This window comes from Nonomuraea muscovyensis (genome assembly GCF_014207745.1).
In the GTDB taxonomy this organism is placed as follows: domain Bacteria; phylum Actinomycetota; class Actinomycetes; order Streptosporangiales; family Streptosporangiaceae; genus Nonomuraea; species Nonomuraea muscovyensis.
In genome coordinates this window covers 2,969,416-2,982,857 of sequence record NZ_JACHJB010000001.1, presented here as the reverse complement: position 1 = coordinate 2,982,857, position 13,442 = coordinate 2,969,416, and the positions used below count along the sequence as shown (strand labels likewise).

Sequence of the window (13,442 nt, the reverse complement as noted above, 5' to 3'; positions counted from 1 at the left end):
ACCAAACGCACTTTTCGCAACAAGCGTCGCCTGCCGCGTTCCGGGTGTCAAGAGTGTGTTCTGTCGTATTCCATACGGTTTGCACGCCTGCTGTGGAACGGTCCACAGACACGCGCACGCCCGGCCCGGTCGCACCTTGCGTCGACCGGGCCGGGCGTGGGTGGATCATCAGCTGCTGGGCAGCCAGGCCTTCACCTTGTCCGGGTTGTCGGCCACCCACTTGGCGGCCGCCTCCTCCGGCTTCATCTTCTCCTCGGCGATGTACTTGGCCACCAGGTTCTGGTCGTCGTTCGTCCACGTGAAGTTCTTGACCAGCGTGTACGCGGGACTGCCCGACTCGGCGAACTTCTTGCTGACGATCTTGTCCAGCTCGTACGGCGGGTAGTCGCAGGCCACCTTCTCCGCGTCCGCGTCGCAGCCCTCGGTCCAGGCCGGCAGGTTCACCTTGACCAGCCGCAGCTCCGACAGGAACCACTGCGGCTCGTAGAAGTAGCCCAGCACCGGCTTCTGCTGCTTCTCCGACTGGCGGAAGGCCGTGATGAGCGCCGTCTCGCTGCCCGCGTAGACGACCTTGTAGTCCAGCTTGAGGTTCTTGACCAGGGCGCCGTCGTTGGTGACGAACGACGGGTCGCCGTCGAGGAGCTGGCCCTTGCCGTCGGACTCGGAGGTCTTGAACAGGGAGGCGTACTTGTTGAGGTTCTTCCAGTCGGTGATGTCCGGGTACTTCTCGGCCATCCACGGGGCCACGTACCAGCCGATGATCCCCTTGTTGCCGGTCGGCCCGGCGTTCACGGCCACCTTCTGCTCGTCGATGTACTTCTTCTTCAGGTCGTCGTGGGCCCAGTTCTCCACGACCGCGTCGACCTCGCCGGTGGCGAACCCCTGCCAGGCCACCTCCTCCTTGAGGTCCTTCTTGACCACCTTGCAGCCGAGCTGCTTCTCGGCCACGTGCGCGATGACCGCGGCGTTGGCCTCGTAGCCCACCCACGGGTTGATCGCGAGGTTGACGGTGCCGCAACTGCCCGCACCGCTCGCGGCGCTGCTCGCACCCGTCTGCACCTCGCCGACCTTCGCCCCACCGCACGCGGTGAGCAGGAGGCCGGCGCCTGTCACGAGCGCGGCCGCCCGGACCTTTCCGCTCCTGGTAACTGCCACCTGGTCCTCCTGATTCTCACCGGCCACCGGCCGGTGTCTCTCACTTGTCATGGAGTCCGCCGTGCGCGGCAGCGTCGGCCCGCTCGGTGGCGGCCCGCATGACGCGGTCGAGCACGATGCCGAGCACGACGATCGCCAGCCCGGCGGCCAGCCCCTTGCCGCGCAACTGGTGCTGCGAGAAGCCGGCCACGACGTCGTAGCCGAGCGCCCCCGCGCCGACCAGGCCGCCGACGACCACCATCGACAGCACGTAGATCAGCCCCTGGCTGGCCGACAGCGTGACGGCGCTGCGCGCCATCGGGAGCTGCACCTTGGAGATGAGCTGCCAGGTGCTCGCGCCCGCTGAAGTGGCCGCCTCGACGGTGGTCGCCGAGACCCGCCTGATGCCCTCGGCGACCAGCTTGATCGCGATCGGCGCGGCGAACACCACGGCCGCGATGATCGCGGTGAACCGGGTCGGCCCGAACAGGCCGAGGATGGGCACCAGGTAGACGAAGGCCGGCATGGTCTGCCCCGCGTCCAGCACCGGCCGCAGCAGCGTGTCGGCCCGGTCGCTGCGCCCCATCCACACCCCGACGATCACGCCGAGCACCATGACGAGGATCGTCGCGACGAGCGTCGAGGCGAGCGTGACCATGCTGTCCTGCCAGAGCCCGAGCAGCACCAGCACCAGCAGCCCGGCCGTGGTGACCAGGGCGGCGCGCACGCTGCCCACGAGCAGCGCGATCGCCACGGCCACGGCGGCGACGAGCCACCAGGGCGAGCCGGTCAGCAGCGCCTCGAACGGATTGAGCAGCCCGTTGGTGAGCCCGTTCTTGACCGCGTCGGTGTAGGTGACCAGGCTGTCCTGCACCCACAGGCTCGCGGCGTCGGCCGCGCCCCGCACGGTGAAGCCGAGGTTGGCCTGGACGGGGAACTCCGCCGCCCACACGTAGGTGTACGACAGGTAGCCGAGCACGGCGGCGACGCCGAGGACGCCCGCCACCTCCAGGCGGCGGCCGCGCACGGTGCGCAGCCGCCCGGCCCGGCGCTCGGCCTCCACCCGGCGGCTGGCCGCCGAGGTCGCGCGGTCGAGCACGACGGCCATGATGACGATGGCCAGCCCGGCGTTGAACGCGGTGCCGACGTCGAGCGTCTGCAGCGCCTTCAGCACGGTCTTGCCCAGGCCGGGCGCGTCGATGAGCGCCGCGATGGTGGCCATGGACAGGGCGGCCATGATGGTCTGGTTGACGCCGACGATGATCGTCTGCTTGGCCATCGGCAGCCGCACGTGCCGCAGCGCCTGCGCGCGGGTGACGCCGAGCGACGCGCTCGCCTCCAGCGTCTCGGGCGAGACCTGCCGGATGCCGTGCGCGGTGATCCGGATGGCCGGCGGGATCGCGTAGACCATGGTGGCGACCGTCGCGCTGGCCGGGCCGATGAGGAAGAACAGGGTGAGCGGCGCCAGGTAGACGAACGTCGGCATCGTCTGCATGAAGTCGAGCACCGGGGTGACCAGCCGGTGGAACCGGTCGCTCAACCCGGCCCACACGCCGAGCGGGATGCCGACGGCCAGCGACAGCACCACCGCCGTCAGCGTCAGCGCCAGGGTGTCCATGCTCTCCTGCCACAGGCCGAGCACGCCGAACGACAGGAACCCGGCGGCGGTCAGCAGCGCCACCCTGCGGTTGCCGTACAGGTAGGCGACGGCGGTGGCCAGGCCCACGACGCCGAGCCAGCCGAGCACGGGGAGCGGCCGGCCGAACGACGGCTGGCTGATCAGGGCCTGCACGAACGTCACGGCCTCGTCGAGGAAGAGCCGGATGTAGTTGATGAAGTACAGGAAGAACGGGTTGCTGTTGCGACCGGCGTCCACGGCGTCCATGCCGTCGCCGAGCGAGGTGTGCAGCGGCGTCAGCTCCGCCTCGCCGAGCTGCAGCGTGTCGCGGCCGCGCAGCACCGCCCAGCCCAGCACCCAGGCCACGAACACCGCGAGCACCAGGTACTTGCGGGCCGGCAGCCGGGCGGCCACCCGCGCGGCCACCACCTGCACGGCCGCCATCAGTCCTGCCCCCCGGCGATGACCTCCAGGATCTCCGCGCTGGTCACCACGCCCAGCACGCTCTCGCCATCGGTGACCCGCACCGGCCGGTCGGCGGAGAGCACCGCGTGCACGGCGTCGCGGATGACCACGTCGGGCCCCAGTTCGGGGCCGTCGAGCGGCTCGTCCGGGTGCGGCGGGCGCATGATCCAGCGCAGCGTCAGCACGTGCGAGCGCGGGATGTCGCTGACGAAGTCCCTGACGTAGTCGTCGGCCGGCGCGCCCACCACCTGGTCGGGTGTGCCCACCTGGACCAGCTCGCCGTCGCGCATGATGAGGATCCGGTCGCCCAGCTTGAGCGCCTCGCTGAGGTCGTGCGTGATGAAGATCATCGTCTTGCCGACCTCGTGGTGCAGGCGGATGACCTCGTTCTGCATCTCGCGCCGGATCAGCGGGTCCAGCGCGGAGAACGGCTCGTCGAACAGCAGCACCTCGGGGTCGGCGGCGAGCGCCCGGGCCAGCCCGACCCGCTGCTGCATACCGCCGGAGAGCTGGTCGGGGTAGGAGTTCTCGAAGCCGGTGAGCCCGACCAGCCCGACCACCTCGCGGGCCCTGGCGTAGCGCTCCTTCTTGGCCACCCCGCGGATCTCCAGCCCGAAGGCGACGTTGTCCAGCACGCACCGGTGCGGCAGCAGGCCGAAGTGCTGGAAGACCATGGCCATACGGTTCCTGCGCAGCTCTCGCAGCCTGCGGTCGTCGGCCTTGCGGACGTCCTCGCCGTCGAGCAGCACCTCGCCGGCCGTGGGCTCGATCAGCCGGGTCAGGCAGCGGACCAGCGTCGACTTGCCCGAGCCGGACAGGCCCATGACGACGAACACCTCGCCCCTGCGGACGTCGAAGGAGACGTCGCGGACGGCCGCGACGCAACCCGTCCTCTCCTTCAGTTCCTTCCGGCTGAGCGTGCTGCCGACGACGCTCTCGGCCTTGGGGCCGAACACCTTCCACAGGTCGCGGACGGCGAGGACGGGCGTGGTGTCGGTGTCGGATGCACTACGTTCGGCCACTGACGGCACAGTCATGACCACCTCTTGGTCGTCGGCGCGGTCGTCGGAGCGTCAGCTCGCTGGGAACCACCGCTGGGGGCGCGGGCGGGTGTTCTGCCACACATGCTTGATCTCGCGATATTCGTCCAGTCCGGCCGGTCCGAGCTCGCGGCCGGTGCCCGACTGCTTGAAACCGCCCCATTCGGCCTGCGGCACGTAGGGGTGGTAGTCGTTGATCCACACCGTGCCGGCCCGCAGCCTGCCCGCCACCCGCTGCGCCCGGCCGGCGTCCTGGGTCCAGACGGCGCCCGCGAGGCCGTACTCGGTGTCGTTGGCGAGGCGGACGGCCTCGTCCTCTCCGGTGAAGCGCTCCACGGTGAGCACGGGGCCGAACGACTCCTCGCGCACCACCCGCATGCCCTGCTTGCACTCGTCCAGCACGGTCGGCCGGTAGAACAAGCCCCGCTCGAAACCGGGGCCGCCGGGCCGCTCGCCGCCGCAGCGCAGGACCGCGCCCTCGGCCAGGCCGGCGGCCACGTACTCCTCGACCTTGGCCAGGTGGGCGGCGGAGATGAGCGGGCCGGTGTGCGCCTCCGGGTCGAACGGGCCGCCGAGGCGGATCAGCTCGGCCCGCCGGACGAGCTCGTCCACGAAGGCGTCGTGCAGCGAGTCCTCCACGAGCAGCCGGGCGCCGGCCGAGCACACCTGGCCGGAGTGCAGGAACACGGCGGTCAGCGCGAAGTCCACCGCGGTCTCGAAGTCGGCGTCGGCGAAGACGATGTTGGGGTTCTTGCCGCCGAGCTCCAGCGCCACCCGCTTGACCGTGGCCGACGCCGCCGCCATGACGCGCCGCCCGGTCTCCAGGCCGCCGGTGAACGACACGAGGTCCACGTCGGGGTGCTCGGCGAGCGGTGCGCCGGCGCTCGCCCCGGCGCCCAGCACCAGGTTGGCGACGCCGGCGGGCAGGCCCGCCTCCTCCAGCGCCCGCATCAGCAGGATCGCGGTGCTCGGGGTCAGCTCGCTCGGCTTGAGCACGAACGTGTTGCCGGCGGCGAGCGCCGGGGCGACCTTCCACGTCGCCTGGAGCAGCGGGTAGTTCCACGGGGTGATGAGGCCGCACACGCCGACCGGCTCGTGGACGATCCGGCTGATCGCGTCGTCACGGCCGGTGTCGACCACGCGGCCCGCGTCGGTGCCGGCCACGCCGGCGAAGTACCGCAGGCACGACACGCAGTCGTCGACGTCGTACTCGCTCTCCACGAGCCGCTTGCCGGTGTCGCCCGACTCGGCGCGGGCGAAGGCGTCGCGGTCGCGCTCCAGCAGGTCGGCCACCCGGTACAGCAGCGCTCCCCGCTCGCGCGCCGGGGTGGCGGGCCAGGTGCCGTGGTCGAAGGCATGCCTGGCCGCCCGGATGGCGGCGACGGTGTCGGTCGCGGTGGCTTCTGCGACCGTGGTCACGAGGCTGCCGTCGGCGGGCGAGTGAATGAGGCGCTGCCCACCGTCGGCCGGCTTGGTCCACGTGCCGCCGATATAGAGATCGGTCATCGGCGCACCTTTGATCGTTGCGTATTGCGCAAGGCAATGCTTAGTGAGGAACAGGATTGACCGCTCGACTACGCCGCGTCAAGTGGTGGCGTACATCACATACCAAATCGCTGCGAAGTGCGCCCGTCACGGCAAGCGACCGACCCTCTTGACGCGAGCGGCTTCTGGCGTCCACGCTGTTGCGCATACATCACCGTTGTGCGCTATACGCAACACTAGGAGGTGTGATGTCTCCCCGACCCGATCCCGGACGCGAGTTCGTCCTGACGGTCTCCTGCTCCGACAAACCAGGCATCGTGTACGCCGTCACCAGCTTCCTGGTGCAGCACGGCGGCAACATGCTGCAGAGCAAGCAGTTCAACGACCGCAGAGGCGGCGGCTTCTTCATGCGCGTGCACTTCGCCGCCCAGCACGGGCTGGAGGAGCTGCGCGCCGGCTTCACCTACGTCGCCGAGTCCTTCCAGATGAACTGGCGGCTCAACGACGCCTCGACGCCCACCCGGACGCTCATCATGGTGTCGAAGTTCGGCCACTGCCTGAACGACCTGCTGTTCCGCCGCCAGGGCGGAGCGCTGAACATCGAGATCCCGGCGATCGTCTCCAACCATCCCGACCTGGAGCCGCTGGCCTCCTCCTACGGTGTGCCCTACCACCACGTGCCGGTCACCCCCGACACCAAGGCGCAGGCCGAGGCCAGGGTGCTGGAGCTGGTCGCCGAGTACGACGCGGACCTCGTGGTGCTCGCCCGCTACATGCAGGTCCTGTCGGACGACCTGTGCAAGCGGCTCGAAGGGCGGGCCATCAACATCCACCACTCGTTCCTGCCGGGGTTCAAGGGGGCCAAGCCGTACCACCAGGCCCACGAACGCGGCGTCAAGCTGATCGGCGCGACCGCGCACTACGTGACGGCCGACCTCGACGAGGGGCCGATCATCGAGCAGGACGTCGTCCGGGTGGACCACGAGCTCGACCCCGACGACCTCATCACCGCGGGCCGGGACGTCGAGGCCCAGGTGCTGGCCCGCGCCGTGAAGTGGCACAGCGAGCAGCGGGTGCTGCTGAACGGCGACCGGACCGTCGTCTTCCGCTGAGGCGGGAGACGCGTGAAGCGGGAGGCGGTGGGGGCGCGGCGGCCCCCACCGCCTCCTTCACGCGCGGTGCCGATAGAACTCCGTCGTCTCGGGCGCGAGCGGCGTGTTGCCGAGGATGAGGTCGGCCGCCTTCTCCGCGAGCATCATGACGGGCGCGTAGATGTTGCCGTTGGTGACGTACGGCATCACCGAGGCGTCCACCACGCGCAGCCCGTCCACGCCGTGCACGCGCATCGTCTCGGGGTCCACCACGGACATCTCGTCCACGCCCATGCGGGCCGTGCACGAGGGATGCAGGGCCGTCTCACCGTCCCTGGCCACCCAGTCGAGGATCTCCTCGTCGGTCTCGACGGACGGACCGGGTGACAGCTCCCCGGTGCTGTACGCGCCCAGCGCCGGTTGGCCGAGGATGTCGCGGGCCACCCGGACGGCCTCCACCCACTCGCGCCGGTCCTGGTCGGTGGACAGGTAGTTGAAGCGCAGCGCGGGGTGCTGCCGCGGGTCCGTACTCTTGATCTTCACCGTGCCGCGGGCGTCCGAGTACATCGGCCCGACGTGCACCTGGTAACCGTGCCCGCCCGCCGGGGCGGAGCCGTCGTAGCGGACGGCGATGGGCAGGAAGTGGAACATCAGGTTGGGGTAGTCGACGTCGTCGTTGCTCCGCACGAACCCGCCGGCCTCGAAGTGGTTGGTGGCGCCGGGCCCCCTGCGGGCGAACAGCCACTGGGCGCCGATCCACGGGTGGCGCCACTTCTGCAGGTTGGGCTGCATGGAGACGGGCTGGGAGCAGCCGTGCTGGATGTAGACCTCCAGGTGGTCCTGGAGGTTCTCCCCGACGCCCGGCAGGTCGTGCACGACGCGGACGCCGAGTGCGCCCAGCTCCGCGGCGTTGCCGACGCCGGACAGCTGCAGGAGCTGCGGCGAGTTGATGGCGCCGCCGCACAGGACGACCTCCTTGGCGCGCACGGTGCCGCCGTCGTACTCGACCCCGACGGCCCGCGTGCCCTCGAAGAGCACCCTGGAGACGAGCGCGCGCGTCCTGACCGTGAGGTTGGGGCGCCCCAGCACCGGGTGCAGGTAGGCGCGGGCGGCGCTGAGCCGGCGGCCCCGCCGGATGTTGCGGTCGAACCTGGCGAAGCCCTCCTGCCGGTAGCCGTTGACGTCGTCGGTGAGCGGGTAGCCGGCCTGCTGGACGGCCTCGAAGAACGCCTCGAACAGGGGGGTGGCCGCGGGCCCGCGTTCCAGCGCCAGCGGTCCGTCATGGCCGCGGAAGGGGGTGCCGGGGTCGGCCAGGCAGTTCTCCATCCGCCTGAAGTACGGCAGGCAGTGCGCGTAGTCCCAGCTCTTCATGCCGGGGTCGGCGCCCCAGCGCTCGTAGTCGAGCGGGTTGCCGCGCTGGAAGATCATGCCGTTGATGCTGCTGGAGCCGCCGAGGACCTTGCCGCGCGCGTGGTAGATGCGCCGCCCGCGCATGTGCGGCTCCGGCTCGGACTCGTAGCGCCAGTCGTAGAAGCGGTTGCCGATGGGAAACGGCAGCGCGGCCGGCATGTGGATGAACACGTCCCACGGATAGTCGGGACGGCCCGCCTCCAGGACCAGCACCCGCGTGCCGGGGTCCGCGGAGAGCCGGTTGGCCAGGGCGCAGCCCGCCGAGCCTCCTCCGACGATGACGAAGTCGTACTGCTGTGACGTCATTGGTGCCTCGTCTCATCGCACGTTTCACCGAATCGTAGCGCTATACGCATCGCGTTTCACTACTCGCAACAGGAGATCTTTTGGGCATCTGTTCACACAAGGTTGCCCGTAGCACTTACAGTTTCGCTATGAGCAACGATTCGGGCAGTGGAGGCGTGCAGTCCGTCGACCGGGCCATCAGCGTGCTGGAGATCCTGTCCCGGCGCGGCGAGGCCGGCGTGAGCGAGGTCGCAGCCGAGATCGACGTGCACAAGTCGACCGCCTTCCGGCTGCTCGGCGCGCTGGAGGCGCGCGGCCTGGTGGAGCAGGCCGAGGACCGCGGCAAGTACCGCCTCGGGTTCGGCATCATCCGCCTGGCCGGCGGCGTCAGCACGCAGATGGACATCATCGGCCGCGCCCGGCCGGTCTGCCAGCGGCTGGCCGAGGAGGTCGGCGAGACGGTCAACATCGCCGTGCTGCGCTCCGCCCACGCGGTCAACCTCGACCAGGTACGCGGCCCCTCGGCCGTCACGGCGTACAACTGGGTCGGCCAGATCACCCCGCTGCACGCCACCTCCAGCGGCAAGGCGCTGGTCGCCCACCAGGACGCGCGCGAGCGCGAGCGGCTGCTCGCCGTGGGCGAGCTGGAGAGCTTCACGCCCAAGACGATCACCGACCTCGACGCGCTGGAGCTGCAGTTCGCCGAGACGCGCCGCACGGGCTACGCCTTCTGCCTGGAGGAGCTGGAGGAGGGGCTGAACGCGATGGCCGCGCCCATCCGCTCCTACCACGGCGAGGTCGTCGCCGCCGTCAGCGCCTCCGGCCCGGCCTACCGCTTCAGCGCCGAGCGCATGCACGAGCTCGCCCCCCTCCTGATCAGGGGCGCCGAGGAGATCAGCCGCCGCCTGGGGTACGCGGGTCAGCCCTGACCAGCCGGATCACCACGCTCTTCGACGTCGGGGTGTTGGACGTCTCGGCCACCGAGTCGAGCGGCACCAGCACGTTCGTCTCCGGGAAGTAGGCCGCGCAGCAGCCCCTGGCCGTGGGGTAGGAGATCACCCTGAACCCCTCGGCCGTGCGCTCCCCGTCGGGCCACTCGCTGACCAGGTCCACCACCTCACCGTCGGCCAGGCCGCGCTCGGCCAGGTCGTCCGGGTGCACGAACACCACCCTGCGACCCGCCTTCACCCCCCGGTAGCGGTCGTCGAGGCCGTACACGGTGGTGTTGTACTGGTCGTGGCTGCGGACCGTCTGCAGCAGCAGCCTGCCCGGCGGGACGCTGAGCACCTCCAGCTCGTTGACGGTGAAGTTGGCGCGGCCGGTGGCGGTAGGGAAGCGGCGCTCGTCGCGCGGCGCGTTCGGCAGCGCGAACCCGCCCGGCGCCCGCGCGTTGAAGTCCTCGAACCCGGGGATCACCCGCTCGATCCGATCCCTGATCGCGCCGTAGTCGTGCTCGAACTCCGCCCATGGCACGTGCGGGTCGTCGCCGAAGACCGCCCGTGCCAGCCGGCAGACGATGGCCACCTCGGGCAGCAGGTGCGGCGAGGCCGGCTTGAGCCTGCCCCGCGAGGCGTGCACGAGCCCCATCGAGTCCTCGACCGTCACGTAGCCGCCGGGGTCGCGCTCGGTGCGGCCCAGGGTCGGCAGGATCAGCGCCTCCTCGCCGCACACCGCGTGCGACCGGTTGAGCTTGGTGGACACCTGCACGGTCAGCCGGGTACGGCGCAGCGCCGCCTCGGTCACCGCGCTGTCGGGGGTCGCCCGGACGAAGTTGCCGCCCATGCCGAAGAAGACCTTCACGCCGCCGTCGCGCATGGCCCGGATCGCCTCGACCGTGTCGAGACCGTGGCGGCGCGGCGGCTCGAAGCCGAACTCCTCGCCGAGCGCGTCGAGGAAGGCGGCCGAGGGCTTCTCGTAGATGCCCATCGTCCGGTCGCCCTGCACGTTGGAGTGGCCGCGCACCGGACACACCCCCGCCCCCGGCCGGCCCACGTTGCCGCGCAGCAGCAGGAAGTTGACCACCTCGCGGATCGTCGCAACCGAGTTGCGGTGCTGGGTCAGGCCCATGGCCCAGCAGACGACCACCGAGCCGGCCGCGCGGACGTCGGCGGCCGTCTCCTCGACCTCGGCCCGGGTCAGGCCGGTCGCGGCGAGGACCCGGTCCCAGTCGAGGCCGCGGATGTGCTCCGCCCACGCCTCGAACCCGTGCGTGTGCTGCTCGACGAACGCCCGGTCGGGGCTGTCGAGCAGCAGCGACGACAGCGCCTGGAACAGCGCCAGGTCGCCGTTGAGCCTGATCTGCAGGAACCTGTCGGCGAGCGCCGTGCCGCGCCCCAGCCCGGAGGGGCGCTGCGGGTTCTTGAAGCGCAGCAGGCCCGCTTCGGGCAGCGGGTTGACGGCGATGATCCGCGCCCCGCCGCGCTTGGCCTTCTCCAGGGCGGTGAGCATGCGGGGGTGGTTGGTGCCGGGGTTCTGGCCCACCACGAGGATCAGCTCGGCGCGGTGCAGGTCGTCCAGCGACACCGTGCCCTTGCCGATGCCCAGCGTCTCGGTGAGCGCCGAACCGCTGGACTCGTGGCACATGTTGGAGCAGTCGGGCAGGTTGTTGGTGCCCAGCCGGCGCACGAGGAGCTGGTAGGCGAAGGCCGCCTCGTTGGAGGTGCGACCGGAGGTGTAGAACACGGCCTCGTCGGGGCCGCCGAGCGCGCGCAGCTCCCTGGCGACGATCTCGAACGCCGCCTCCCAGCTCACCGGCACGTAGTGGTCGGACCCGGCCGGCTTGTGCATCGGCTCGGTGAGCCGGCCCTGCCCGCCGAGCCAGTGGTCGGTCCGCACGGCCAGGTCGTCCACCGGGTGCGCGGCGAAGAACTCCGGCGTCACCCGGCGGGTCGTGGCCTCCTCGGCGACGGCCTTCGCGCCGTTCTCGCAGAACTCGGCGGGGCTGCGGTGCGTGCCCTCCGGCCAGGCGCAGCCGGGGCAGTCGAAGCCGTCCTTCTGGTTGACCCGCAGCAGCGTGCGGGTGGTGCGGGCGACGCCCATCTCGCGCTGGGCGATCCGCATCGCGTTGCCCACCGCGGGCAGCCCGCCCGCCCAGTCCTTCGGCCCGCTGACCCGCAGCCGCGCGTCCTCGTCGTCGCCCGTCACGATCACCCGATCCGTTCCTGGACCCACTCGTGGAAGGCGCCGATGTGGTGCTCGCTCGGCACCAGCACGCCGCCCTCCCGGTAGGTCCGCGAGCTCATCGCCGGCTGGCAGCGCTCGCACGCCTCGAAGTCCTGCTCGTTGACCCGGTGGAACAGCTCCACCGACTTGTCCAGATCCTTGCCGCTCGCCACCACGTCGGGCAGGTAGAGCCAGTCGCACTCGACGACCGTGCGATCAACGGCGAGGGGGAACATGCGGTGCAGGATAACGTGGTCGGGGACGAGGTTGATGAAGACCTGCGGCTTGATCGTGATGGCGTAGTAGCGCCGGTCCTGCTCCTCGCTCACGCCCGGGATGCGGTCCAGCCCGGCCGAGCCGTCCACCGTGAAGCCCTTGACCTCCTCGCCGAACTCCGCGCCGTGGCCGACGAAGTACTGCGCCGCGTAGCCGTCGGCGAACTCCGGCAGCACCTCGGTCAGCTCGGGGTGGATGGTCGCGCAGTGGTAGCACTCCATGAAGTTCTCGACGATGAGCTTCCAGTTGGCCTTGACGTCGTAGACGATCCGCCGGCCCACCTGCAGGTTGGCCACGTCATAGTTGTCGATCAGCTCGACCGCGCCCAGCCGTTCGGCCACCGCGCCCTGCACGTCCTGCTCGAACGACGGCGGCTCGTCGGCCAGGCACACCCACACGTAGCCGAGCCACTCACGCACGTGCACCTTGACCAGGCCGTAGTGAACCCGGTCCAGGTCGGCCATCTTGGTCAGGTTGGGCGCCGCGACCAGCTTGCCGTCGAGGTCGTACGTCCAGGCGTGGTACGGGCACTGGAAGGCTCGCTTGACCTCGCCCGACTCCTCCGTGCACAGGGTGGCGCCGCGGTGCCGGCACACGTTGTAGAAGGCGCGGGCCGACCCGTCGCGGGCCCGCGTGATCAGGATGCTCTCGGCGCCGACCTGGACCGTCCGGAACGCGCCGGGCTTCGGCAGGTCGGACGAGCGGACCGCGCAGAACCACATCGCCTCGAAGATGTTCTGCTGCTCCAGCGCGAACAGGTCGGGGTCGGTGTAGTAGCGGCCCGGCAGGGTGGGGATGACGCTGGAGGTCGTGGTGGTGGTCACGGGACTACTCCTTCGTGAGGGGCCGGGTCAGTGTCCGCGGCGGATCCAGTCCTCTAGGTGCGGAGCCTCGGCTCCGATGCCGGTGTCGTCGCCGTGCCCGGTGTGCACCACCGTCTCGGCGGGCAGCGTGAGCAGGGTGCGGCTGATCGACGCGATGATCGTGGGGAAGTCGCTGTGGGACCGGCCCGTCGCGCCCGGCCCGCCCTGGAAGAGGGTGTCACCCGAGAAGAGCACGCCCAGCTCGGGCACATACAGGCAGACGGCGCCCGGCGCGTGGCCCGGGGTGTGCAGCACGTGCACGGCCGTGCCGCCGACCCGCAGGACCTGGCCGTTCGCCAGCTCCCCGTCCGGGGTGGCGGAGGGGTGCGCGAGCTTCCACAGCACGTCGTCGTCCGGGTGCAGCAGCACGGGCGCGCCCGTGCGGGCGGCCAGGCCGGGCGCGGCGTTCACGTGGTCGTCGTGGGCGTGCGTGCTGACGATCGCCCGCACCGCGCGCCCGGCCACCGCCCGCTCGATCGCCTCGGCGTCGTGCGCGGCGTCGATGACGAGCACCTCGTCGTCGTCGCCCAGCAGCCAGACGTTGTTGTCGACCTCCCACGTCCCGCCGTCCAGGCTGAACGTCCCCGAGGTGACCAGCCGTTCCACCCGCATC

10 protein-coding genes are annotated in these 13,442 nt (G+C 70.8%); 2 read left to right on the top strand and 8 right to left on the bottom strand.

Going from position 1 to position 13,442, the window contains the following annotated elements:
- Positions 1-168 precede the first annotated feature (168 nt).
- Genes FHU36_RS14165 through FHU36_RS14150 form a run of 4 tightly spaced genes read right to left on the bottom strand, consistent with a single transcriptional unit; the run spans position 169 to position 5,763 of the window.
- Positions 169-1,155 carry an ABC transporter substrate-binding protein gene (locus FHU36_RS14165; RefSeq protein ID WP_312891582.1) on the bottom strand — a complete coding sequence of 329 codons (987 nt, stop codon included), beginning with the start codon at positions 1,153-1,155 and terminating at the stop codon, positions 169-171.
- Between the two features lie 40 nt (positions 1,156-1,195).
- The gene (locus FHU36_RS14160) at positions 1,196-3,196 is read right to left on the bottom strand and encodes an ABC transporter permease (protein ID WP_185084145.1); all 2,001 of its coding nucleotides are present in this window, start codon (positions 3,194-3,196) and stop codon (positions 1,196-1,198) included.
- On the bottom strand, positions 3,196-4,254 hold the full coding sequence (locus FHU36_RS14155) for a quaternary amine ABC transporter ATP-binding protein (protein WP_185084144.1): 1,059 nt from the start codon (positions 4,252-4,254) through the stop codon (positions 3,196-3,198). Before FHU36_RS14155 ends, FHU36_RS14160 begins: the two co-directional genes overlap by 1 nt.
- A gap of 36 nt (positions 4,255-4,290) precedes the next feature.
- On the bottom strand, positions 4,291-5,763 hold the full coding sequence (locus tag FHU36_RS14150) for an aldehyde dehydrogenase family protein (RefSeq protein ID WP_185084143.1): 1,473 nt from the start codon (positions 5,761-5,763) through the stop codon (positions 4,291-4,293).
- A 227-nt stretch (positions 5,764-5,990) separates the two neighbouring features.
- Between FHU36_RS14150 and purU the strand changes: the two genes are divergently transcribed.
- A complete protein-coding gene (gene purU / locus FHU36_RS14145; protein WP_185084142.1) occupies positions 5,991-6,854 on the top strand; it encodes a formyltetrahydrofolate deformylase in 864 nt (287 codons plus the stop codon).
- A gap of 57 nt (positions 6,855-6,911) precedes the next feature.
- Here the strand turns inward: purU and betA are convergent, their stop codons facing one another.
- Entirely contained in the window at positions 6,912-8,549 is a 1,638-nt protein-coding gene (betA, locus tag FHU36_RS14140; RefSeq protein WP_185084141.1) for a choline dehydrogenase, read from the bottom strand.
- A gap of 128 nt (positions 8,550-8,677) precedes the next feature.
- On the opposite strand from betA, the gene FHU36_RS14135 reads away from it, so the two are divergent.
- Positions 8,678-9,457 (top strand): IclR family transcriptional regulator, encoded by a 780-nt coding sequence (locus FHU36_RS14135; protein WP_221495877.1) that lies wholly within the window; start codon positions 8,678-8,680, stop codon positions 9,455-9,457.
- Here FHU36_RS14135 and FHU36_RS14130 read toward each other — a convergent pair.
- The 3 genes from FHU36_RS14130 to FHU36_RS14120 are packed head-to-tail and all read right to left on the bottom strand — an operon-like array spanning position 9,423 to position 13,441.
- Positions 9,423-11,675 (bottom strand): FdhF/YdeP family oxidoreductase, encoded by a 2,253-nt coding sequence (locus FHU36_RS14130; RefSeq protein ID WP_376774144.1) that lies wholly within the window; start codon positions 11,673-11,675, stop codon positions 9,423-9,425. The genes FHU36_RS14135 and FHU36_RS14130 overlap by 35 nt on opposite strands.
- The gene (locus tag FHU36_RS14125) at positions 11,675-12,790 is read right to left on the bottom strand and encodes an aromatic ring-hydroxylating oxygenase subunit alpha (protein WP_185084139.1); all 1,116 of its coding nucleotides are present in this window, start codon (positions 12,788-12,790) and stop codon (positions 11,675-11,677) included. The genes FHU36_RS14130 and FHU36_RS14125 overlap by 1 nt, the downstream gene beginning before the upstream one ends.
- A gap of 27 nt (positions 12,791-12,817) precedes the next feature.
- Positions 12,818-13,441 (bottom strand): MBL fold metallo-hydrolase, encoded by a 624-nt coding sequence (locus FHU36_RS14120; protein ID WP_185084138.1) that lies wholly within the window; start codon positions 13,439-13,441, stop codon positions 12,818-12,820.
- Position 13,442: the final 1 nt, after the last annotated feature.